Annotated in this window: 21 protein-coding genes; 11 read left to right on the top strand and 10 right to left on the bottom strand. The window is 52.2% G+C overall.

Annotated elements, in window-relative coordinates:
* Nucleotides 1–54 precede the first annotated feature (54 nt).
* The 6 genes from C8E01_RS00885 to C8E01_RS00860 form a co-directional block, all read right to left on the bottom strand.
* A complete protein-coding gene (locus C8E01_RS00885; protein ID WP_243409365.1) occupies nt 55–381 on the bottom strand; it encodes an RNA methyltransferase in 327 nt (108 codons plus the stop codon).
* Nucleotides 382–469: 88 nt separating this feature from the next.
* Entirely contained in the window at nt 470–1,162 is a 693-nt protein-coding gene (locus C8E01_RS00880; RefSeq protein ID WP_116541489.1) for a potassium channel family protein, read from the bottom strand.
* A gap of 2 nt (nt 1,163–1,164) precedes the next feature.
* Nucleotides 1,165–1,779: a uridine kinase gene (udk, locus tag C8E01_RS00875; RefSeq protein WP_116541488.1), complete on the bottom strand. Its 615-nt coding sequence runs from the start codon at nt 1,777–1,779 to the stop codon at nt 1,165–1,167.
* Between the two features lie 85 nt (nt 1,780–1,864).
* The gene (locus C8E01_RS00870; protein ID WP_116541856.1) at nt 1,865–2,443 is read right to left on the bottom strand and encodes a non-canonical purine NTP diphosphatase; all 579 of its coding nucleotides are present in this window, start codon (nt 2,441–2,443) and stop codon (nt 1,865–1,867) included.
* A gap of 122 nt (nt 2,444–2,565) precedes the next feature.
* Nucleotides 2,566–2,922, bottom strand: coding sequence for a hypothetical protein (locus C8E01_RS00865; protein WP_116541487.1), 357 nt, complete (start codon nt 2,920–2,922; stop codon nt 2,566–2,568).
* 22 nt (nt 2,923–2,944) lie between these two features.
* Nucleotides 2,945–3,454 (bottom strand): phosphoribosyltransferase family protein, encoded by a 510-nt coding sequence (locus C8E01_RS00860; RefSeq protein ID WP_116541486.1) that lies wholly within the window; start codon nt 3,452–3,454, stop codon nt 2,945–2,947.
* 177 nt (nt 3,455–3,631) lie between these two features.
* On the opposite strand from C8E01_RS00860, the gene C8E01_RS00855 reads away from it, so the two are divergent.
* The 5 genes from C8E01_RS00855 to hemC all read left to right on the top strand — a co-directional run bounded on the left by C8E01_RS00855 (nt 3,632) and on the right by hemC (nt 7,941).
* Nucleotides 3,632–3,877: a type B 50S ribosomal protein L31 gene (locus C8E01_RS00855; RefSeq protein ID WP_101444000.1), complete on the top strand. Its 246-nt coding sequence runs from the start codon at nt 3,632–3,634 to the stop codon at nt 3,875–3,877.
* Between the two features lie 146 nt (nt 3,878–4,023).
* The gene (locus tag C8E01_RS00850; RefSeq protein WP_116541485.1) at nt 4,024–4,467 is read left to right on the top strand and encodes a hypothetical protein; all 444 of its coding nucleotides are present in this window, start codon (nt 4,024–4,026) and stop codon (nt 4,465–4,467) included.
* A gap of 70 nt (nt 4,468–4,537) precedes the next feature.
* A complete protein-coding gene (locus C8E01_RS00845; RefSeq protein ID WP_116541484.1) occupies nt 4,538–5,743 on the top strand; it encodes a GlmU family protein in 1,206 nt (401 codons plus the stop codon).
* Nucleotides 5,744–5,853: 110 nt separating this feature from the next.
* On the top strand, nt 5,854–6,981 hold the full coding sequence (locus tag C8E01_RS00840) for a DNA polymerase III subunit (RefSeq protein WP_116541483.1): 1,128 nt from the start codon (nt 5,854–5,856) through the stop codon (nt 6,979–6,981).
* A 9-nt stretch (nt 6,982–6,990) separates the two neighbouring features.
* Complete coding sequence (hemC, locus tag C8E01_RS00835; protein ID WP_116541482.1) at nt 6,991–7,941, top strand: hydroxymethylbilane synthase; 951 nt, start codon at nt 6,991–6,993, stop codon at nt 7,939–7,941.
* 83 nt (nt 7,942–8,024) lie between these two features.
* Here hemC and C8E01_RS00830 read toward each other — a convergent pair whose 3' ends face one another.
* Nucleotides 8,025–9,584, bottom strand: a complete 1,560-nt coding sequence (locus C8E01_RS00830) for an alanine/glycine:cation symporter family protein (protein ID WP_116541481.1) — start codon at nt 9,582–9,584, stop codon at nt 8,025–8,027.
* Between the two features lie 294 nt (nt 9,585–9,878).
* On the opposite strand from C8E01_RS00830, the gene C8E01_RS00825 reads away from it, so the two are divergent.
* The 5 genes from C8E01_RS00825 (at nt 9,879) to C8E01_RS00810 (ending at nt 14,490) form a co-directional block, all read left to right on the top strand.
* The gene (locus C8E01_RS00825; RefSeq protein ID WP_116541480.1) at nt 9,879–10,517 is read left to right on the top strand and encodes a peptidylprolyl isomerase; all 639 of its coding nucleotides are present in this window, start codon (nt 9,879–9,881) and stop codon (nt 10,515–10,517) included.
* Nucleotides 10,518–10,669: 152 nt separating this feature from the next.
* Nucleotides 10,670–11,578, top strand: a complete 909-nt coding sequence (locus C8E01_RS00820; protein WP_116541479.1) for an SDR family oxidoreductase — start codon at nt 10,670–10,672, stop codon at nt 11,576–11,578.
* 121 nt (nt 11,579–11,699) lie between these two features.
* Nucleotides 11,700–13,355, top strand: coding sequence for a sodium-dependent transporter (locus C8E01_RS00815; RefSeq protein ID WP_116541478.1), 1,656 nt, complete (start codon nt 11,700–11,702; stop codon nt 13,353–13,355).
* 6 nt (nt 13,356–13,361) lie between these two features.
* Complete coding sequence (locus tag C8E01_RS21530) at nt 13,362–13,523, top strand: hypothetical protein (protein ID WP_165820525.1); 162 nt, start codon at nt 13,362–13,364, stop codon at nt 13,521–13,523.
* A 7-nt stretch (nt 13,524–13,530) separates the two neighbouring features.
* A complete protein-coding gene (locus C8E01_RS00810; RefSeq protein WP_116541477.1) occupies nt 13,531–14,490 on the top strand; it encodes a ComEA family DNA-binding protein in 960 nt (319 codons plus the stop codon).
* Nucleotides 14,491–14,500: 10 nt separating this feature from the next.
* Here C8E01_RS00810 and C8E01_RS00805 read toward each other — a convergent pair whose 3' ends face one another.
* The 3 genes from C8E01_RS00805 to C8E01_RS00795 form a co-directional block, all read right to left on the bottom strand.
* Nucleotides 14,501–14,983 (bottom strand): NUDIX hydrolase, encoded by a 483-nt coding sequence (locus C8E01_RS00805; protein ID WP_116541476.1) that lies wholly within the window; start codon nt 14,981–14,983, stop codon nt 14,501–14,503.
* 27 nt (nt 14,984–15,010) lie between these two features.
* Nucleotides 15,011–16,102 (bottom strand): alpha/beta hydrolase family protein, encoded by a 1,092-nt coding sequence (locus C8E01_RS00800; protein WP_116541475.1) that lies wholly within the window; start codon nt 16,100–16,102, stop codon nt 15,011–15,013.
* Nucleotides 16,103–16,304: 202 nt separating this feature from the next.
* Nucleotides 16,305–17,042 (bottom strand): hypothetical protein, encoded by a 738-nt coding sequence (locus C8E01_RS00795; RefSeq protein WP_116541474.1) that lies wholly within the window; start codon nt 17,040–17,042, stop codon nt 16,305–16,307.
* Between the two features lie 218 nt (nt 17,043–17,260).
* Between C8E01_RS00795 and C8E01_RS00790 the strand changes: the two genes are divergently transcribed.
* The gene (locus C8E01_RS00790) at nt 17,261–21,217 is read left to right on the top strand and encodes an AAA domain-containing protein (protein WP_165820524.1); all 3,957 of its coding nucleotides are present in this window, start codon (nt 17,261–17,263) and stop codon (nt 21,215–21,217) included.
* Nucleotides 21,218–21,234 lie beyond the last annotated feature (17 nt).

The following is a 21,234-nucleotide window of genomic DNA, read 5'->3' as shown; positions in this document are numbered from 1 at the left end:
AGGTATGCGCAACGGATCAGGCCCGAGTGTGGGCCTGCGGGGAAAGGAATACGCTTAGGGAGCGTTGGGTTGAATGGAAATAGGGAAGAAGCGGGCGACAAAGCCGGCTCCGGGCGCTCTGGCCGCATAGGCAGGCAGCGCTTCGTCAGTGGCTTTGGCAAAAGCAGGTATAGGTGTTGGCTCCAGTGCGTTCTGCTCCAGATTGAGTACCACAAAGGAGGTCGTTGCCTCCAACATCACCTTTTGCTTGACAACCGTTTTTTCCTGTGGGGCCGTGGCCAGTTGCGAGGCCGACTTCACAGGAGTGCCTTGCGCCGTGTAGGTATACGCCACGACCTCCTGCCCATTGAGCATAAGCGCCCAAAGCAGGGTTACAGTCATCAGAAGATGACGTAAGTGTGGCAATATGTTGGCTGCGTGTGGCATACAGAAAGCAAATGTAAGGCTTTCTATGAAAAATTAAAACCTGTTAGCGGTTTATATCAATAAATCGTTTGATGTCGTGCTTTTTTCCGATAAGAATCAGAATGTCAGAAGGATAGATAATGGTGTCGGCCTTCGGTACACCGATGATGTGCTCTACCTGGGTCGGTTTGCCGTCCTGTATCTCCTCGAAAAAGCGCTTGATCGTGATCATGTTGAGGTTATACTTCTCACGCAGCGATATCTTGGCCAGGCTCTTATTAGCGATACCACGCGGGGTATTGATTTCCACGATCTCGTAGTTGTCGGGCAGCGGCAGGAAGGTGCGGATGTTCGGCTGCAGCAGGCGCTCGGCCACCGTTTTGCCAACTTCCCCCTCCGGTGACAGAATTTCCTGTATCCCCATTTTCTCCAGAATGCGGCGCTGCTGCTTATTGGCGGCACGTGTGATGATTCGCTTGATGTTGAGTTCCTGCAGGTTGGCCGTTGTTATGAGCAAGGCCTCAAAGTCCTCGCCGATGGCCACGATGGCCGCGTCCATGTCCTGTACGTTTTGCGCCTCCAGTGCCCGGATATCCGTTGCGTCCAGGGCTACGGCGTAGGCCACGTCCTCCTTTATGTCCTCTACATGGTCTTCGTTGTTGTCGACGGCGAGCACCTCTGCGCCGCGTTCTGCGAGCGTGCGGGCGATGGAGTTGCCGAACCTACCCAATCCTATTACTGCAAACTTGTGTCGCATCCTTATATTTTGGAGTTAAGAAATGTAGTCAGCACCTCCAGTCCGCGGTCAAACTTCTCGTTGTTCGGGATGATGATGTCTGCGTCGTTTTTATATGGCTTGATGTATTTCTCGTAAGTGGGTGCCACATGGTGCGTGTAGCGGTACAGCACATCATCGAGGTCGTAGCCGCGCTCTACTTTGTCACGTACGATGCGGCGCTGCAGCTTAATGTACTCTTTGGCGTCAATGTATACCTTGAGATCGAGCAGTTTGGCAATTTCCTCAAAGTAGAAAACGAAAATACCCTCTACCACCACAATAGGAGCCGGTTTAAACTCCAGTTGCCTGGGTACTACGTTGGGGTTGTTGAAGGTGTACTCTTTGCGGTAAACGGTTTCGCCCCGGCTTAGCTTCAGGATGTCCTGTGCGTAAGCTTCGTCGTCGATGCAGGAGGGGAGGTCGAAGTTGACGACCCCGTTGAGGTCGCGGGTCTGGTGCTCGCGGTCTTTGTAGTAGTTGTCCTGAGAGATAAGACAGATGTGCTCAGGAGAGAAAGAAGCAAGTAGTCTATTCAAAAAAGTGGTTTTCCCTGAAGCACTACCTCCTGTAATTCCGACGATAAATGGCTTTTGCATTGGAGATTATAGTTTCAGGCTACAAAATTAGTCTTTTAAGGGCAATGTGGCTACAGCCTGAGCTAATTATTTTACCTCCCAAACGCTACTGTGCCTTCAAAAATTCCACCAGCTTGCGGATGGCCTCCCCACGATGACTGATGGCATTTTTTTCTTCCGGCGTCATCTCGGCAAAGGTGCGGTCGTGGCTATCCGGTACGAACACAGGATCGTAGCCAAAGCCCTTGTCGCCTTTCCATTCGGTAGTGATCTGTCCGTTCACGATGCCTTCGAACTGGTACTCCTGCCCATCCAGGTATAACGTGATAGAGGTGCGAAAGCGGGCACGGCGAATGTCGTGGCCTTCGAGGTTCTTGAGGAGGTGGCGTATGTTATCGGCATCGTTGCGCTGTGGCCCGGCATAGCGGGCGGAGTATACCCCAGGCTCCCCACAGATGGCGTCCACCTCCAGCCCGGTGTCGTCTGCGAAGCAGTTGACCTTAAACTTTTCCCACACGTACTGGGCCTTCTGACGGGAATTGCCCTCCAGCGTGTCCTGGTCCTCAGCCAGTTCTTCGTGGCAGCCAATGTCCCCCAAAGTGAGTAGTTTATACTTGCCTTCGAGCATGCGGCTTACCTCGGCTACTTTATTCTTGTTGTTAGTGGCGAAGCAGAGTTCTTTCATGTTGTCTGAATCAGGATTCTCAGGATTAAAAAGCATATTCAGGATTCCTAAAGGATTGAAATGGAACACATAAGTAATGTCCCGGTCCCAGGCTGAATAGTACGAACTGAGGTATAATAGGATTAGTTGGTGGTCTCAGAATAGCCTTTAGAGGCATTTGCTGTGGCTTGTGAGCGGCGCTCGATGTTTTTCAGCTGGTTATACCTTTTGGTATTGAAATTCCAGTGGTAGGCATGCAGGCCAACGCCAATCGCGCTGTAAATAAGCAACCTGACCAAGAAGTCGGAAGTGATAAAGGCGTCGGAAAGCGCAACAGTATCCCCATCCTTTAGCGCATCCCATGACTGAAAAAGATTGGAAAAGATACTAACCAGTGCGCCCCACAGCAAACCGCGTGTCAGGTAGTAGTGCCACTGGCCGCGCTCTTTGGTCCGGGCCCATCTGCTGATGAATTTTGTCTCTTCTTTGTTAAGGTGCATATTTTAAGATGGGGTTATACTCTTAATGCAGATAGGCCGCTACTTCATTTTCCTGCAGCACCACGTCCACGCGCTCGCGCAAAGTAGTGGCCAGGGAGTAGCCGGTATAGGTGGCCGATACCGGGAACAAGGTATGGTGGCGGTTCACCAACGTCGCGATCTCCACTTTTTTGGGGTTTTGCGGCAATAAGGCGTTCAAGGTATAGGCGAGCGTTTTGCCCGTGTTCAGCACATCGTCCACAATAATCACCACGGCTTTCTCAATGGAGGCGGTTTCGGGGGAGATAACGACAGGGGTCTGCAGCGGCGCCGTTTTGTCGAGCGTGACCTGCAGCAGCGTTATTTTGATCGGAGAAATCTTCTCCAATTCCTGCGCCAGCATGCCTGCCAGGGTGTAGCCGTTGCGGTGTATACCTGCCAGCACAAGCGTCTGTTCCTCAAAGTTTTGCTCGTATACCTCGTAAGCCATGCGGGTGATCTTCTGCTGGATCTGGCCTTGGTCGAGTATCAGGTTTTGTTGTGGGTGTGTCATCTAGGTATAGGTATAAGGTAGGGCGCTGTGCCTGAGACAAATTTAAATAAATATCGATAGCTACAGCACACTATGGTAAACGAGTAAAATAATTTGGTTAGTAGCATTTTAAATTCAAAAATACTTCTTAAATTTGCAGTCCGATTCAGAAATTAAGGTTAATTAACGTTTATAATAATGAAAAAAGGCATTCACCCAGAATACAGAGAGGTGGTTTTCCAGGATATGACGAGTGATTTCAAATTCATCACACGTTCTACGATGAACTCTAGCGAGACAATCACCATGGAAGACGGCAAAGAATATCCAGTAATCAAAGTGGAAGTTTCTTCTGCGTCACACCCTTTCTACACTGGTAAAAACATCTTCGTGGATACTGCGGGTCGTGTGGAGCGTTTCAACACACGTTACAAGAAAAAATAGTCAGGTATACTACCTGGTTAAAACGTTTGAACAAAAAAGTCTTCCCGAGAAATCTGGAAGACTTTTTTGTTTCTGGCCCATCAAGTTGCTGGCTCGGTTTATGTTATAGCCAAAACTTATATAGACGCTCACCAACCCCCACCACTATGAAATTAAAAGCCGTTTACCTGCCCTTCGCCTTGTTGTCGCTTTTTGCTTTCACGTCATGCGACAAAACCGAAGAAGTTATACCTGAGCCAGAGGCAGTCGACAAAACGGTCGCATTCCAGGTGTTTGGCAATCAGGATTTCTCTTACAGCCGCTATGGCGAGGAGGAGGTCACCATACAGTTGGTGATCACCCGTAAGAACAAGGAAGCAGTTGATGCGATAGAGACCACAGTGTTCGACAGCACCTTTACCATGGCCTTAAAGGATGTTCCTGTGCGGGCAAACAGCATGGCCATTCACAAAACAGTGCCCGCGGTGCGTGATGCTCAAGAGGACGTGTATATCGGCACAAGTTATAGCTATAGGCAGGAGTCTTTCGGCAAAAACCAAACCTTTCCAACTGACCAGGTGGAGAAGACGTTCCAGCTGACCATTTATTAGTGAAAAGATTATACCTAATTATCCAAGTCTTCCTGAATTATTTCGGGAAGACTTTTCTATTTTTGTAGCTATGAATATCATTCTCTTCGATGAACCGGTCATTCGTCAGTCGCTGTTGCCGCTGACATTTACCAGACCAGTGGCCTGCATACGGGTAGGTATAATGACCATTGCCGAAAAATGGCAAACCTATGCAGGAGCCAGCGTGTCGTTCCTGACTGAAAAATACCTCCAGCACAAGTACCCGGCGAATTACGAGACGCACAACGTGTTTGTAAATGGTGCGGTGTGTCCTGATGCTAAACTAGTAGAGCAGGTGAGAAGCCTGAAGGTAGGAGAAGGACTGTACTGCGAAGGCACGCTGATTGCGCTCAATGCCGACAATTTAGACCTGCACGACGCTGCCGAGTTGGTGATGCACTCCTCTTCTAAAAAGATAGAGTGCCTGCCTGAGAACATCATTCGGGAAGTGTGGGAAATCTTTGTGCAGAACGGAGACCAGATCCGGCGCGATTTTGAAGTGCTGACTGCCGGACGCAAGAGCCAGCCCATTGATGATAAGTACACCATGGTGTATAATGAGGAGAATATCTTCCTGGAAGCGGGAGTGAAAATACGCGCAGCCATCCTCAACGCTGAAAACGGACCGATCTACATTGGTAAAAACGCTCAGATACACGAAGGCGCCATTATTAAAGGGCCGTTTGCGATCTGTGAGGGCAGCAACGTAAATGTTGGCGGCAAAATGCGCGGCGACGTAACCATCGGCCCTTTCTGCAAAGTAGGCGGTGAAGTGGCGGCTTCCGTGATATTCGGCCACACTAACAAAGGCCACGAAGGCTACCTCGGAAATTCGGTGCTGGGCGAGTGGTGCAACCTGGGTGCCGACACCAACACCTCGAATCTGAAAAACAACTACGCAGAGGTAAAGATATGGAGCTATGCCAAAGGCGGCTTCAAGAGCACAGGGCAGCAGTTCTGTGGGCTCATCATGGGCGACCATAGCAAAAGCGGCATTAACACCATGTTCAACACGGGCACGGTGGTCGGCGTGAGCGCCAACATCTTTGGGGCCGGCTATCCGCGCAACTTTATACCTTCCTTTGCCTGGGGGGGCGCCTCCGGTTTCGAGACCTTTCAGCTACGCAAGGCCAGTGAAGTAGCCGAAAAAGTAATGGGACGGCGCAATTTGCCCTTCGATGACACAGAAAAGGCTATCTTCGCAGAAGTATTCGATCAGACCCAGGAATACAGGGTGTGGGATAGGAAGGGGTAATGGCTAAATTGTTTAATGGTTAAATTGTTAACTTCGTGGAATGTGAATTCTTTGAGTGCTTTATAACAGTTTAACACTTCAGCCATCCAACCATTTAACAATTCATCAAATTGCATTTCTCTCAAATAATAGGGCATCAGGAGACGAAAGCCTTGCTCGTTAACTCGGTGCGGCAGAACCATGTGGCGCATGCCCAGCTGTTTCTGGGGCAGGAGGGGAGTGCCAATCTGGCTTTGGCCCTGGCCTATGCCACGTACATCAACTGCGAGGACAGGCAAGCTGATGATTCATGTGGAACGTGCAGCAGCTGCGTGAAAATGAACAAGCTGGTGCACCCCGACTTCAACTTCGTGATGCCTGTGACGAGCACCAAGTCCATCACCAAGGACGTGCTGAGCCAGAAGTTTCTGACTGATTGGCGCGAGTTTGTGCTGGCTAACCCATACCAGGGACTCAACGAGTGGATGCAACACATTGGCGCCGAGAACAAGCAGGGCAATATCTCCAAAGAAGAAAGTCGCCAACTGGTGAAGCTGGTCTCGCTCAAAGCCTTTGAGGGCGATTACAAGATCGTGCTGATCTGGCTGCCGGAATTGATGCACCCCTTTGCGGCCAATGCCCTGCTCAAACTGCTCGAAGAACCGCCCGCCAAAACGCTTTTCCTCTTGGTGTCGCAGTCGGCCGAGAAGCTGCTGGCCACCATCACCTCGCGTACCCAGATTGTGCAGGTACGGGCTTTTACCGAAGAGGAAGTGATCAGCTACCTGCAGGAAAAGCACGGACTCGACAACACGGCCGCCTACCAGGTGGCGCAGCTGGCAGAAGGAAGTCTCAATGCCGCGACCAAACTCACCAGCGAGGTCAGCAGCGACTACTTCACCTTCTTCACCGACTGGATGCGCAACTGCTACAGCTACAAGTTTGACAAGGTGGTGGATGCCAGTGAGGACTTCCAGAAGCTGGGCCGCGAGAACCAGAAGAACTTTTTGCTCTATGCGCTCAACCTGTTCCGGAAGGTGATGCTCTATGGCGTGGATGAGTCGCTGATTGCCTACCTGCCCCCAAACGAACTTGATTTCGTACAGAAGTTCTCGAAATTGATTACTGAAAACAATGCCGGTAAACTGGCGCAGGAACTGAACGAGGCGCATTACCACATAGAGCGGAATGCCAACCCGAAAATGGTGTTCGTGGACAGCTCGATTCAGATTGCCCAGTACCTGCGCAATGCTAATTAAGAAGATATCATGGAAAATATTACAATAGTAAAAACCATCCGAATCGGAACACGCGGCAGCAAGCTGGCCCTTTGGCAGGCAAACGCCGTGGCCGACAAACTGCAGGCTGCCGGCCTCGATACCGAAATCGTCATCATCAGTACCAAAGGCGACCAGATCCTCGACCGCTCCCTTGACAAATTGGGTTCGAAGGGCGTGTTTACTGAAGAATTGGAAGTGGGCCTGCGGGAAGGTAGCATTGAGATTGCCGTGCACAGTGCCAAAGATGTGCAGTCGTCTATACCTGAAGACCTGGAACTAGTGGCCTTCATGGAGCGCGAAGTGGTGAATGATGTGGTTCTGTCCTTCAACCCGGATTTCAAACTCGAGCGTGACAGCAAGGTGATGATCGGTACGTCTTCTACCCGCCGCAGGGCTTTGCTCCGAAAATACTACCCGAACGTGAGTACCGCCGAGTCGCGCGGCAACTTGCAAACGCGTCTGCAGAAACTTAAGGACGGTCCATTTGAAGCGCTCATTCTGGCCTATGCCGGTGTGACCCGCATGGGCTACGACGACCTGATCGTGCATACCTTTCCGGACAATGAATTTGTGCCTGCCGCCGGCCAGGGCAGTGTGGCTGTGGAGTGTGCCCGCGACCTGGATCCGGAGCTAAAGCAGCTACTGAAGGATGCGATCGACCACGCTGATACCCATGTGTGTCTGATAGCAGAACGCGCTTTCCTACGCACCATGGAAGGCGGTTGCAGCATCCCTTCCTTTGCGCTGGCCAAACTAACAGCAGAGGGAAACGTGCGCATCCAGGGCGGTATCGTGAGTCTCGACGGGCAACAGCACCTTTCAGAGATATTTGAAGGAGGCAGAGAGGAAGCGGAAGCGCTGGGTGTTCGACTGGCCCAAACCATCCTGGAGCAGGGAGGAGACCAAATCCTGAAGGATATCAGATCTGAAAGAGGCTAACAACCTGCAAGGGATTCAGTATTAAGCAAACAAAAACGGGCCGCCTGCGCAAAGCAAGCGGCCCGTTGCTGTTATAGCTATACCTATACCTCCGCTTCTAATTGCGCAGCTTCTACTGACTTCTGCGTGAGCGGTCGTTTTGTGCTGGAGCGTGCGTACGTCAGGAAAGCCTGCATCTCGCTTTTTACCACCGGAGCCAAAATAAACAAACCGATCAGATTGGGTATACTCATGGCAAACAGCATGGCATCAGAAAAGGCAACCACACTAATAAGCTGAATGGGAGCGCCCAGCACCACGAAAGCGCAGAACATTACTTTGAAAGAAATTTTGGATGAATTGGAATTGCCAAACAGGTAAGTCCAGGACTTGAGGCCGTAGTAAGACCAGGTGATCATGGTAGAGAAGGCAAATAGGATAACGGCTGCTGCCAGAACGAGCGGGAACCAGTCGATTACCGTAGCGAAGGCAGAGGAGGTAAGCGCTATCCCGTCGCCTGTGTCCTGGGTATAGGCGCCTGTCACCACAATCACCAGGGCTGTCATCGTGCATACGATCACGGTATCGATAAATGGCTCAAGCGAGGCCACGAAACCTTCCGTTACGGGCATGTTGGTTTTTACGGCGGAGTGGGCAATGGAAGCGGATCCTATACCTGCTTCGTTGGAGAAAATACCGCGGCGCAAACCCTGGATCATAACCCCAACCAAACCGCCGCCAATGGCCGTCGTACTGAAAGCGCCTTCAATGATGGCCCCGAATGCAGCCGGTATTTGCGAGAAGTTGACGGTCAGCACTATAATGCCAGCCATGATGTAGATGCCACACATCAGGGGCACTATTTTCTCGGTTACACGGGCAATGCTCTTCACGCCGCCCAAAATAACCAGCGCCACCAGTACAGCCATGATCAAGCCGAACAGCCAGGCATTGCCGCCCCCAAAGAAAGAAGCCTCTGCACCGCCAGTAACGGATATAAACTGCTGCGTAGCCTGATTGATTTGGAACATATTTCCCGCTCCCAAGGCTCCACCGATGCACATCACGGCAAAAAATGCCGCCAGAAACTTGCCTAAACCTGTCATGCCACGCTCTGCCAGGCCCTTTTTCAGGTAGTGCATCGGGCCGCCTGAAACCGTGCCGTCAGCATGCACGTCGCGGTATTTCACGCCAAGGGTGCAGGATACAAACTTAGTCGACATACCCAGCAGGCCTGCCATGATCATCCAGAAGGTAGCGCCTGGTCCGCCGAGCGAAATGGCAATGGCCACGCCTGCAATGTTTCCGAGGCCTACTGTGCCCGACACGGCCGCCGTCAGCGCCTGAAAATGTGACAACTCGCCAGGGGCACCAGGCTGGTTATACTTGCCGCGCACAATGTCAAGCGCATACTTAAAGCCTCTGACGTTGATAAAGCCCAAATATACGGTAAAGAAAAGGGCTCCTACCAGCAGCCAAACCAGGATAAGCGGTATACCTGCGCCGGCGACCTGCACTTCATAAAAGATGATATCGGAAATAAACTGGGCGGTAGGTGCTACGGCTGCCTCAATTTTTTCATCAATGGTGGGCTCCAGCATTTGTGCCTGTACGTTAGCCGAAACAGCAAGGCCAATGCCTGTCATGAGTAGTGTTTTTTTCATTAAATAAGGGTAGGTAAATTTAGTCAGCATGCATGAATATAATTTTATTTGACGGGAATAGGAAATTAACCTTTAAATTGCTTCTACAGGTACAGCATAAAGTTCTTAAAGTGCAAGCTATACCTGTTATACGCAGGGGCCTTCTTCACATGCCGCTATACCTGTAGACATTATGTTGAAATAGGAGAATTTGCTGAAGCTGACAGAAAATGCACCCAGATCGTGAAAAGGAACTAAAAAGGCTTAAATTTGACATCTGGACCTGAATTTAAACCCAAAATTTACCTCTTTAACATGAATCTGCTTAGAAAGATAACTGCTTTTATGATAGTGCTGGCCTTTTGCCCGATGGCCGTAATGGCTCAAAAGGCACCCAAAGGCAAAGATCAATTGGTCACTATCTCCACACCTCATGGGGACATGAAACTGGTACTTTACAACGACACACCCCTGCATAAGGAAAACTTCCTGAAACTGACCCGAGATGGTTATTACGATGGCACCACGTTTCACCGGGTTATCGATGGTTTTATGATACAGGGCGGTGATCCCAATAGTAAAGACGACGACCCGCGCAACGATGGCTCGGGCAACCCCGGCTATACCATTCCGGCCGAAATCAAGCCGAAATACAAGCATGTGCGGGGTGCCCTTGCTGCCGCGCGTATGGGCGACCAGGTAAATCCCAAAAAAGAATCTAGCGGCTCACAGTTCTATATCGTGGAAAACCACCAGGGCACGCCTCAGTTAGATGAAGCCTATACCGTGTTCGGTCAGGTAGTTGATGGCCTGGATGTGATCGATAAGATAGCCGAGCAGGCTGTAGACGGCCGCAACCGCCCGCTTTCTGATGTGAAAATGACGGTGAAGGTAGAGGATGTGAAAAAGAAGAAAATAGCCAAAAAGTACAAGTATACTTACCCGCAGGAGTAAGGCATTGCAACATATGCTCAAGCTATACCTGCTGCCTGACACAGGTATAGCAAATCTGATTTTATATCCGGGCGGCAAGTACTGATGTGCTTAGGAATGCTCACGGAAACCTGGCGCCGCCCGAACTTATACCTGAACTCATTACAACACAAATGAAAAAAATACTGATTACAGGCTCCAATGGTCTGCTGGGCCAGAAACTGGCTGCTTTATTACTTCCCCGTACTGATGTGGAACTGCTGGCGACCAGCCGTGGCGAAAACAAACTGGCTGAGGTCTTCCCGACGCTTGCCTTTGCTTCGATGGATGTGACCAACCGCGAAGAAGTAGAAAAGGTAGTTGCCGACTTTAAACCGACGCACCTGATCCATACCGCTGCCATGACCAACGTGGACCAGTGCGAATCGGACCGCGAAGGCGCACTGAAGCTTAACCGCGATGCGGTGGCCTACGTGGTAGCGGCCTGCGAAAAGCACAACGTACACCTGGTTCACCTCTCCACCGACTTTATTTTTGATGGCGAAGACGGTCCTTATGACGAGGAGGCAGCAGGCAACCCGATCAGCTTTTATGGCGAAACCAAACTGATGGCCGAGGAGATCGTGAAACAAGCTAAGTGTAAGTGGGCCATACTTCGAACCGTGTTGGTATATGGCGTGGTGCACGACTACGGCCGCACCAACATTGTGCTGTGGGTGCGCGATAGCCTGCGGGCCGGTAAAGTGATCAAGGTGGTAACGGACCAGTTCCGCACCCCAACATTGGCCGAAGACCTGGCCATGGGCTGCTGGCTGGCCGTGCAGCACGACGCCGAGGGCATTTACAACATTTCAGGTAAGGAGATGTACACACCATACGACATGGCTCTGCTGGTGGCCGACTATTTTGAGCTGGACAAATCGCTGATCGATAAAGCTGACGGCAGCACCTTTACGCAGCCGGCCCGGCGCCCGGCGCGCACGGGCTTTATCATCACCAAAGCCGAAAAAGAGTTGGGCTACAAGCCGCATACTTTTGAGGAGGGCATTGCGATGGTGGCAGAACAGGCTGATATGTATTAAAAATATTGAATTTAATATGGTGCAATCAGAACCATTGTTTAAATTGTAAGCTTTAAATCCTGATTATCCGTGCCTTTACACTAAACCAACTAATCTAAACTAACCAACCTTTACCCTTTTTATGAGTGCTAACAAAGAATCATGGGGCTCCCGGGTGGGTCTCATTCTGGCCATGGCCGGCAACGCGGTGGGCCTGGGGAACTTCCTCCGTTTCCCGGTGCAGGCGGTGCAGAACGGCGGTGGAGCCTTCATTATTCCATACCTGATCTGCTTTCTTGTAATGGGTATCCCGCTCCTCTGGATCGAATGGTCTATGGGCCGCTTCGGTGGTAAGTTCGGTCACCACTCCACACCTTTTATCGTGGATACCATGCACAAAAACCGCCTTTGGAAGTACATCGGCGTGTTCGGTATCTGGACCAACATCGCGGTGGCTTCTTATTACTGCTACCTGGAGTCCTGGACACTTTCTTACGTATTCCACTCACTGGGCGGCACTTTCAGTGGGCTTGATCAGATTGGTGTCTCAAACTTCTTTGACGAGTATGTGAGCCTGGGTGAGTCAACCTTTGGCATTCCTTACGAGCCTATCTTCTTCTTTGTCATCTGCTTGCTGCTCAACACCTGGATTCTCTCCCAGGGGCTTGCAAAAGGGGTGGAGCGTGTAGCCAAAATCGGTATGCCGCTCCTAATTGTTTTCGGTATGTTCCTGGCCTACAAAGGCTTTACCATCACAGCCGGCGAGAACGGTGCCATCAACGACAGCTCGGTTGGCCTTAACTTCCTGTGGACGCCGAACTTCGATGAGCTTTGGTCGCCTACAGTATGGCTGGCTGCTGCCGGTCAGATCTTCTTCACGCTTTCAGTAGGTATGGGTACCATCCACTGCTATGCTTCCTATGTGCGCTCCAAGGACGATATTGCCCTCAATGCCATGTCGGCCGGTTGGATGAACGAGTTCGTGGAAGTGGTGCTGGGTGCTTCTATCCTTATCCCGATTTCGATTGGTTACCTGGGTATAGATGGCGTGGTGGACCTCGTAAACAAGCAAGGTGGCCTTGGGCTCGGCTTCCGTACGTTGCCATACCTGTTCTACCAGTGGGGTGATGTGCTGGGTGCTGTAGCCGGTGTGATGTGGTTTGGCTTGCTGTTCTTTGCAGGCATCACCTCGTCGCTGGCCATGGGTACGCCGTGGATCGGTTTCCTGCAGGACGAGTTTAACTGGCGCCGCAGACCGGCTGCCTGGTCTTTTGGCCTTATCGTGCTGGTGCTGGGTATGCCAACGGTACTGTTCTTTAAGTATGGCGTATTCGACGAGTATGACTACTGGGCAGGCACCGTATCGCTGGTGGTGTTCGCCTTGTTTGAGTCCATCCTATTTGCCTGGGTATTCGGTATGAACAAAGGCTGGAGAGAAATCACTTCTGGTGCTGACATCAAGGTGCCGGGCATTTACAAATTCATCATCAAATTCGTAACCCCGCTGCTGTTGCTGTGGGTGTTCATCGGCTCGCTTATCACACCGAAGGGCGGCGATTGGGCAGGCGCGCTCAGCAACGGCTGGGAACTGGACGACAGCTCCATCATCAACAAGATAAAGAACTCGAACCTGAAGCGCCAGCTGGCCGAAGCCACTGACCCGGCGGTGATTGAGCAGCTGCAAGACACCCTGTTCTTTGTGAACGCTTCCCGCATTTTGTTAGTAGTGGTGTTCCTGAGTATTGCAGCGCTGGTGTATATAGCGTATAAAAAAAGAGTTAGAGAAGGAAGAATTTAGGAAACTATGAATACATCTGCACTTGTTGTCATGCTCAGCACCATGTTATTGGTAACTGGCGCTATGGGTTACTTTTTTTACAGGGTGCTTAACACGCCCCCCAAACCGGAGCCAGACTCTTTTCTCGACAATGACGACGAAATAGAGCGACAGGCGCCACGGGCTTAAACGATTTATGAAGAAACTGAGGTACTGGATTCGACGCAACTTTGGCTTTTCGCAGCGCGAGGTAAACGGGTTTCTGGTACTGATAGGAGCAATGGTGCTGCTGACGGCAGCACCATTGCTGTTTAAATGGTTTACGAAACCTGAAACTGATCCCATAGAGAGCAGCATAGCCGACAAGCAGTTGCTCGACAGCCTGGTAGCGCAGCTCGAGGCCAGGCAGCCAGAGCCAACAGGCCGAAAACAGGTATACCAAATACCGGTGGCGCTGCAGCCTTTCAATCCCAACCACCTGACAGAAGCACAGTGGCAGGAGCTGGGCATGCCTAAATACATGGCACAGCGCATTCTCAACTACCGCAAAAAAGTCGGCGACTTTACTTACAAAGCACAGCTCGGCACAATCTACGGTCTCCCCGATTCGGTTTTCCAGACGCTATACCCTTACATCCAACTCCCCGAAACCAAACCCGACAGGTATAGCCGCAACCAAGGTATAGCCGCCAATTCCCGGACGACACCCAATCCAAACTGGGCCAGCAACCCGCGACCGCGTGAGCGTTTCATCCTCGCACCATTCAACATCAACACCGCCGATACCACCGCCCTGAAGCAGATCAGGGGGATTGGCAGCAAGCTTTCGGCAAGAATTGTGAAGTACAGAGATGGCCTGGGTGGCTTCCATAGCATGGCACAGGTACAGGAGGTATACGCCCTGCCGCCAGCCGTAGTCGACAGTCTGCACAAGTATACCTTCGTGCCGAAAGCCAACACCTTGCAACAGCTGTCACTAAATCAGGCCAATGCCGAGCAGTTGAGAGCGCACCCTTACATCAGCTCTAATGTAGCACGCGCCATTGTGGCCTACCGGGAGCAGCATGGTGATTTCAGGAAAGTAGAGGATATCCGGCAGATAAAGATCGTAACGGCAGAGCTGTTTGAGAAGATCAGTCCATACCTGGAGTTGTAGGTATAGTGGGTTACTTTTTGAGGGCTTTGATAAACTGTTCTGCCTTTTCCAGCGCCTGCCGTTCGCTCTTAAACGACAGCAACTCTTTGGCTGCATGCAAATCAACCCAGCGGGCTTCGTTCACCTCCCAGTCATGCTGGCCAATCGTGCCTGACTGGTAAGCGAGCAAAAAGAAGTGCACAAACTTGTGGAAACGGACCCGCTGCCCCGCCTTGTTACCCACGTACCAGTACTCAATCGTGTCTATTTTTTCGACCAGACGAGCGGTTACGCCAGTCTCTTCCTGCACTTCACGCAACGCCGTTACCTCGGGTGTCTCGCCGGGGTCTACTATACCTTTGGGCAGTTGCCAACGCTCGGGTTTGCCAACCGATATCAGTGCGACTTCAATACCTGAAACGCCCTGCCGGAACACCACGCCGCCGGAGGATACCTGCTCCAGCGTAGGTATAGCGGGTTTGGCGTGCTCATCGTTTTTGGAAGCTTCAGGCATAGGCTCAATCTACAAGAGGAAGATTAATTATTGCCCCGCGACAGGTTCAGGGATAGGAGCTGCGGTTTTCCTCCGCTGTTCGTTCAGCCATAACAGGCCGGGGTTGTAGGCCATGTCGTGCTGCCCCACAAAAAGCACCAGGCGAACATTATCAGACTGCCGCACAAACACGACCTCCGGATCTGAAGCGCTGAAGTACTTGTTCTCTTCGGAAGTTTTGGCCAACTCCTCGGGCAACACCTGTTCCTCCAGAAGGTAATCGATGTCCTGCTGCGAAATGGTATCGCCTGGGCTGGCCAGTATGTTGTAGGCCCGGATGGAGTGGTCCGGCGGAACCAGCACATCTACGGTGCCATGTGCCAGGTAAATCGGGACGTCTTTGGCTTGGTGGATGTAGGTGCTGGGGCTGCGGCGTTTGCATTCTTCGGCGGCGGGAGTGCCCGGCAATGGCTCGCCCCCACAGGCAGCCACCACGTGGCGGTTGTAGTCGCGGTGCGGGTAGTTCTGGCTGAAGGCGTACCAGTCCACCAGATCGAAAACGGGAACCCAGGCGACCACGCCAGCCCAGATCTCGGGGTGACGACCGGCTGCCACCAGGGCCGTCATGGCTCCGCCAGAAGAACCGAGGATATAGATGCGGTTCGTGTCAATCTCTGTGTGCTGTTTGGCGTAATTCACGGCATCTACTATGTCCTGTATGGCCAGGTCAGAGGCCATGGCGTCCGGGTTGTCGAACTTGCCGCGGTAGTTAGGGTGGATGAAAGCCCAGTCGTATTCCTCACTCCATAGTGCGTACGGGATGCTTTTTACCTGCAGGTACTCGCTGCTCCAGCTGTGCAGCATGACCAGCAGCGGTCTTGGGCCGGTAGTTTTAGAGGTATAGAACAGGGCCGGCTGCCTGGCGCCGTCAACCGTGGACTTAATGCTGACTTTCTGTATCTCCGGAACTTGCTCTTTCCATTTCTCCAGGCTCTCGTCCGTAAACTTAAAGGGGTACTTTTTGGAGGTGGTGAACTCGTCCATGCGTTCTACTTCTTTCTCTACACGCTCTTTGCGGCAGGAGGCTAGCAGGGTGAGGATCAGCCCAAGGAAAAGGATCAGATTGATAGGCTTTTTCATAGTAAACGTCGGTGCAAACAGGATGCAAGCTACAGCGTGTGCGTGATAATACAACTGCTGTACGGCTTAAAATGTTGTCAGGTATAGCGGAGCACAATAAAGCTTGACAGGAAATTTTTACTCCATACGATTAAACAGGCCCGATAGGTTAGACTGTCGGCGTGCCTTTTGGGGTTACACAGCCTTCAGGTAAAAAGGAGGGCTATACCTGAGCCGGGTGTGAACTGCTCTTGTTGTAGGGCATCAAGAAGGCGTAAAAAATAAAGCTAACGAGCACAAATTCCTGTATCTCCCATTTTTTTCCATCGCTGATGAGCAACAGGCTGATGAAGAACAGCACATAGAGCAGCGCTTGCAACGGGGTTGGCAATGGAAGCCCGCTTTTATCGACCAGCTGCCTGAACCACTGCTTGCGCTGGTAGAGTACCGGGAAGCCCAAAAAGTAAACGAACACCCCCAGGTATAGCATTTTGCCGAAAATAAGCTTGTTCAGGTTTACCCCATTCAGGTGGATGTTGTGTAAGGTGAGCTCGCTTTGCGGATTGATCTTCTCCAGGTTATCCGGTACTTCAAAGCCCAGGATGCGTTGTCCCCAGGAAATCTCCTCGCCAAAGCCAAAGAGAAAAACAGCCGCCGCCACATAGTGAAAAGCCCTTGCCCATTTACCGTACATTCTGGGCGCCTTGTAAAGGCAATACAGCGAAGTGGCCAGTAAAAAAAAGGAAGTAAAGTATTCGATATACCCGTCTTCTGTGGTGTATTGGTAGAAGCGGGCTTTGTCCTGAAAATAGAACGCGATACCGATTAAAACGTGCACCAGGGTTAGGGTATAGAAAAAAGTACCCAACAAAGCAATTTTACCTATGGTGACAGTTCCTATGCGCTCCCCGGCAGCAGGAAGAAATAAACTGAGTGATCTTAATTTTCTGATCGGATTCATCGATAAAGGAGCTGTGCGCAGGTATAGATCTTGCTGATGTTGTATCTGGTTAAAAAACAATACTTTACAGATAATTTTACGGATGGTGTATCAGAACGATGGCCGTCTTGTCATTTCCAAGTCCACTAAATTCATGTTAACTTGCCGTAATGCTGCCGACTTGCCGTATAGCTACAGACTATTCTGCAATTCCATCCGTTTTCGGAACAACGCACTTTATGAAATCCATTCTAAAAAGCTACCGCCATCGTCTGCTTAACCTGAGCGCCGGCAACAGGGCCCTGTTGCTGTTGCGGCTTTCGCGTGAGCTGCACCTGGATGTAAACGAGCTGGATTTTATCAACAACAAGCCTGCTTTCCATGTGCTGGAGAAGGTGATCAGCGGCAAAACCGCTGTGCTGGCGCCTTTCGCCGACAGTCGCTATGCCCCGGTAACGCCCGTCAGCCAGCGACTGCGCCTGATCCGCCGCAAAGCCGACATGATTGTGGAGGAGCGCGGCAGCCGGGAGCTATACCTGGGTTGGCCTTTTGTGCATGGCCAGTTCGCCGATGGCACCACGGTGCGCTGCCCGCTGCTGTTTTTCCCGGTGCAGCTGCAGGTTAACGGCAGGCAGGAGTGGGAGCTTCTACCTGACACATCACAGCCGGCGCAGTTCAACCAGAGTTTTGTGCTGGCCTACGCCCACTACATGGGCACACCGCTGGCAGAGCCCTTGCTGGAGCTCGACCTGGGCACATTGCCCACCCACCCGCTGGAGTTTCGCACGCAGGTATACGAGTTACTGAAAGAGAGCCAGCTGACGGTGCACGCCGGCCGTGAATTCTTTACCGATAAACTCAAGCCGTTCCACGATTTCCGCAAAGCCGATTACGAAGCCGACCTGAAGCCCGGACAGCTATACCTGGAGCAGGAAGCCGTGCTGGGGCTATACCCGCAGGCTGCGTCTTATTTGCTGAATGACTACGACGAACTGCTACAGCGTAGCGGCTTGCAGGAGATGGAAGACCTGTTCACAGGACCTGATGCAGGTATACCACAGGCAACCCCGCAGGCGCAACATACCTTCACCGCTTTCGCCATGGATGCGTCGCAGGAGGCGGCCCTGCAGCAGGTAAAGCAGGGGCGTTCGCTCGTGGTGCAGGGGCCTCCGGGCACTGGCAAATCGCAGCTAATCTGTAACCTCGTGTCGGACTTTACGGCCCGGGGCAAACGGGTGCTGGTGGTGAGTCAGAAACGTGCCGCCCTCGACGTGGTGCACCAGCGCCTGGCTTCAGCAGGTCTCGGTCCGTTTGCTGCCTTGGTGCACGACATCAACGCCGACCGCAAAAGCATCTACCAGCAACTGCTCCTGCAGATAGACCAACTGGAAGAATACAAGAAGCAGAACCACGCCCTCAACAGCATTTACACCGACCGCACTTTCCTGGAAGTGAGCCGTGGCATCAACCAGTGCCTGCAAAAGCTGGAGAGTTTCCGTACCGCCCTCTTCGACAGTAGCCGCTGTGGCTGGTCACCCAAAGAGCTGTACCTGCGCAGCAGCCTGCAGCAGCCCCATGTGCAGCTGTCAGAAGTGTTTAAGCAGTTTAAAGCGGATACCGTTAATGATTTTTTGCCTCGCTTGCGTGCCTGTCTGCAGCAGGGCATTGTGCTGGAGCAACCCGATTTTATCTGGAAAGAGCGACACACCATGCGGGGCTTCGGGTGGCCGCAACGGCAGGAAATGGAGCGTACCATCGAGGCACTGCCTGAGCAGTATCAGGACATGCAGCACGGGATCAGCCAATTGAGCGGTGCCGATTTCGAACTGAGTAGCCTGGAGCATTTTCGCACGGCCTACGACACCCTGGACGAACTGCAGCATCTGCTTGAGCGGGAAGGCGTAGCCGAAGTGCTGCGACCACTGCTTCGCAAAGAGGCCAAGGCATCAGAGCTGAAAAAACTGGTGCGCCAACTCAAAGGACTATACCTGGTGTGTCCCGCCCCGGACGCCGCCATACCTGTCGAGCAACTGACGCTGGTAAAGTCAGCGATCACGGCCTTTGAGGCGAAGAAACAGGATTTCTTTAAAGGGCTAGGCTGGTACTTTTCGCAGGACAAGAAGGTACTGCAGCAAGCACTGGCTAAGTACAAGCTCGAGCTGACTCCTAAGGGAGTGGGCGAACTGCAGCGGCGCATTGAACTGCGGGAGCAGGCACAGGAATTGATTAAAGCCATCAACAAGAGCATCAGCTATACCTTGCGCCTCGAAGACAACCCAACCCCGATGCTGCAAAAGCTGGAGGTAGTGGAGCAAACCCTGGAGGCGCACCAACTGCTGAAACAGCTGCACCGGGAGCGGGTGCTGCACGAAAAAATGTGGCTGGAGACCAACCTGCCAAGCCACTTGCAAGCCCTGGCGCAGGCCCTGCAGGTGTTTGAGCAGCGTTACGGGGAGTGGGAGCAATGGCTTCCAAAAACACACATCGAAAAACTGGCAGAACAGGAAGGCTACAGCAAAGGTTTGCTGGAAGGCCTGCGGCAATATTTTGAGCAGCTCGTGGCGTATGATGAGTTGCGCAGCACGCTCACGGTAGCTGAGCAGGAAGTATGCAAGCAGGTGCTGCGCGAAGGTATAGCCAGCGCCCAGCTAGGCGAGGCGCTGTTTTTAAACAGTCTATACCTGGCCTGGCTGCACGGAATCGAAAGCCAGTGGCCCGAACTGCGCATGCCCGACAGCGGCGAGTTGGACCGGGTAGAAACCGACCTCCAGAACCTGCTGCAGCAAAAGCAGGACCTGAGTCAGGAGATCGTGCTGTCGCGACTGCGGGAGCAAACTTACCGTGACATGGAGTTTAATCGACTCGGTAATGCTGTGACGTATCGACGATTGCATGCGCAGGTGAGTAAAAAGCGTAGTCTGTACCCGATCCGCAAATTGTTTGAGCTTTTCAGTGAAGAGATTCTGAACCTGGCACCTTGCTGGCTGGCCTCACCTGAAACAGTGTCGGCGGTGTTCCCGCTGGAGCGCTGCTTTGATCTGGTGATTTTCGACGAGGCCAGCCAGTGCTTCGCTGAGACAGGTATACCCGCCATGCTGCGCGGTCAGCAGGTGGTTGTGGCCGGCGACGAACAGCAGCTGCGTCCATCGGACCTGTACCGTTCCCGCTGGGGCGGCAACGGCAACGAAGAGCCGGAGGAACTGACTGCGGAATCGCTGCTGCAACTTTGTGTGCTATACCTGCCGCAGACCATGCTCACCCAACACTATCGCAGCCGCTTCCCGGAGTTAATCGATTTCTCGAACCGCCACTTCTACCGTAACCGGCTGGAGCTTATACCTGAGTTGCAGGACGTGAATGCCCGCCAACCCGCCATCCAGTTTGTGAAAGTGCAGGGCCTGTGGCAGCAAAACAGCAACCTCCCCGAAGCTGAAAAAGTGGTGGAACAGGTATGGCAGCTTGTGCAGAACGGGGTAGAGGATGTAGGCGTGATCACCTTCAACTATAACCAGCAAATGCTGGTGCAGGACCTGATGGAAGAAAAAGCCCAAGTACAAGGTATAGCATTGCCGCCAACCGTAACGGTCAAAAACATCGAGAACATGCAGGGCGATGAAAAAGAAGTAGTAATCTTATCGGTAGGGTATGCGCCGGATGCGAAAGGAAAAATGGTGATGCAGTTCGGCAGCCTGAACCAGGCCGGTGGCGAGAACCGATTGAATGTGGCCATCACCCGTGCCCGGCAAATGGTGATCGTGGTGAGCAGTATCCGGAGTGAGCAGTTGCAGGTAGAGAACTCCCAGCATGCCGGCCCGAAGCTGCTGCGCGATTACCTGCACTACGCTCAGCAAGTCAGCCGTCGCTATTTCAAATACGAGCCGCAGGTGCTGCCCATGCCGACGCAGGTGCCGATGCTAAAAGAGCAGCTGACCAAGCTAGTGCCTGCTCTGCAAGCCGCAGTGCCTTTTGCTGACCTGACCGTAGTGGAGGAGGGGAACTATAGCAGCGTCGTGCTGACGGATGATGATCTGTACTTCAACAACCTTTCTGTGCGCCACGCCCACGCCGACATCCCCAAATTGCTCAATCAGCGGAACTGGCCTTTCCAAAGAATCTACAGCCGACAGTTTTGGGCCAACAAAGATGCGTTGGTGAGAAAGTTAAAAGGGTTGGGAGTTAGAGAGTTGGGGAATTAATGGGTTTGAGAATTTAG

This window comes from Pontibacter virosus, assembly GCF_003096355.1.
GTDB classification, from domain to species: Bacteria; Bacteroidota; Bacteroidia; order Cytophagales; family Hymenobacteraceae; genus Pontibacter; species Pontibacter virosus.
This window is presented reverse-complemented; position numbering and strand designations above follow the sequence as displayed.

Bases quoted from the DNA above. Each gene is read 5' to 3' on its own strand.
- C8E01_RS00800 (WP_116541475.1), bottom strand. From the start codon at position 16,102: ATGAAAAAGCCTATCAATCTGATCCTTTTCCTTGGGCTGATCCTCACC.
- C8E01_RS00810 (WP_116541477.1), top strand. From the start codon at position 13,531: ATGAAGAAACTGAGGTACTGGATTCGACGCAACTTTGGCTTTTCGCAG.
- C8E01_RS00880 (WP_116541489.1), bottom strand. From the start codon at position 1,162: ATGCGACACAAGTTTGCAGTAATAGGATTGGGTAGGTTCGGCAACTCC.
- hemC (WP_116541482.1), top strand. From the start codon at position 6,991: ATGGAAAATATTACAATAGTAAAAACCATCCGAATCGGAACACGCGGC.
- C8E01_RS00830 (WP_116541481.1), bottom strand. From the start codon at position 9,584: ATGAAAAAAACACTACTCATGACAGGCATTGGCCTTGCTGTTTCGGCT.
- C8E01_RS00815 (WP_116541478.1), top strand. From the start codon at position 11,700: ATGAGTGCTAACAAAGAATCATGGGGCTCCCGGGTGGGTCTCATTCTG.
- C8E01_RS00885 (WP_243409365.1), bottom strand. From the start codon at position 381: ATGACTGTAACCCTGCTTTGGGCGCTTATGCTCAATGGGCAGGAGGTC.
- C8E01_RS00855 (WP_101444000.1), top strand. From the start codon at position 3,632: ATGAAAAAAGGCATTCACCCAGAATACAGAGAGGTGGTTTTCCAGGAT.
- C8E01_RS00850 (WP_116541485.1), top strand. From the start codon at position 4,024: ATGAAATTAAAAGCCGTTTACCTGCCCTTCGCCTTGTTGTCGCTTTTT.
- C8E01_RS00870 (WP_116541856.1), bottom strand. From the start codon at position 2,443: ATGAAAGAACTCTGCTTCGCCACTAACAACAAGAATAAAGTAGCCGAG.
- C8E01_RS21530 (WP_165820525.1), top strand. From the start codon at position 13,362: ATGAATACATCTGCACTTGTTGTCATGCTCAGCACCATGTTATTGGTA.
- C8E01_RS00790 (WP_165820524.1), top strand. From the start codon at position 17,261: ATGAAATCCATTCTAAAAAGCTACCGCCATCGTCTGCTTAACCTGAGC.
- C8E01_RS00865 (WP_116541487.1), bottom strand. From the start codon at position 2,922: ATGCACCTTAACAAAGAAGAGACAAAATTCATCAGCAGATGGGCCCGG.
- C8E01_RS00805 (WP_116541476.1), bottom strand. From the start codon at position 14,983: ATGCCTGAAGCTTCCAAAAACGATGAGCACGCCAAACCCGCTATACCT.
- C8E01_RS00825 (WP_116541480.1), top strand. From the start codon at position 9,879: ATGAATCTGCTTAGAAAGATAACTGCTTTTATGATAGTGCTGGCCTTT.
- C8E01_RS00845 (WP_116541484.1), top strand. From the start codon at position 4,538: ATGAATATCATTCTCTTCGATGAACCGGTCATTCGTCAGTCGCTGTTG.
- C8E01_RS00795 (WP_116541474.1), bottom strand. From the start codon at position 17,042: ATGAATCCGATCAGAAAATTAAGATCACTCAGTTTATTTCTTCCTGCT.
- udk (WP_116541488.1), bottom strand. From the start codon at position 1,779: ATGCAAAAGCCATTTATCGTCGGAATTACAGGAGGTAGTGCTTCAGGG.
- C8E01_RS00820 (WP_116541479.1), top strand. From the start codon at position 10,670: ATGAAAAAAATACTGATTACAGGCTCCAATGGTCTGCTGGGCCAGAAA.
- C8E01_RS00860 (WP_116541486.1), bottom strand. From the start codon at position 3,454: ATGACACACCCACAACAAAACCTGATACTCGACCAAGGCCAGATCCAG.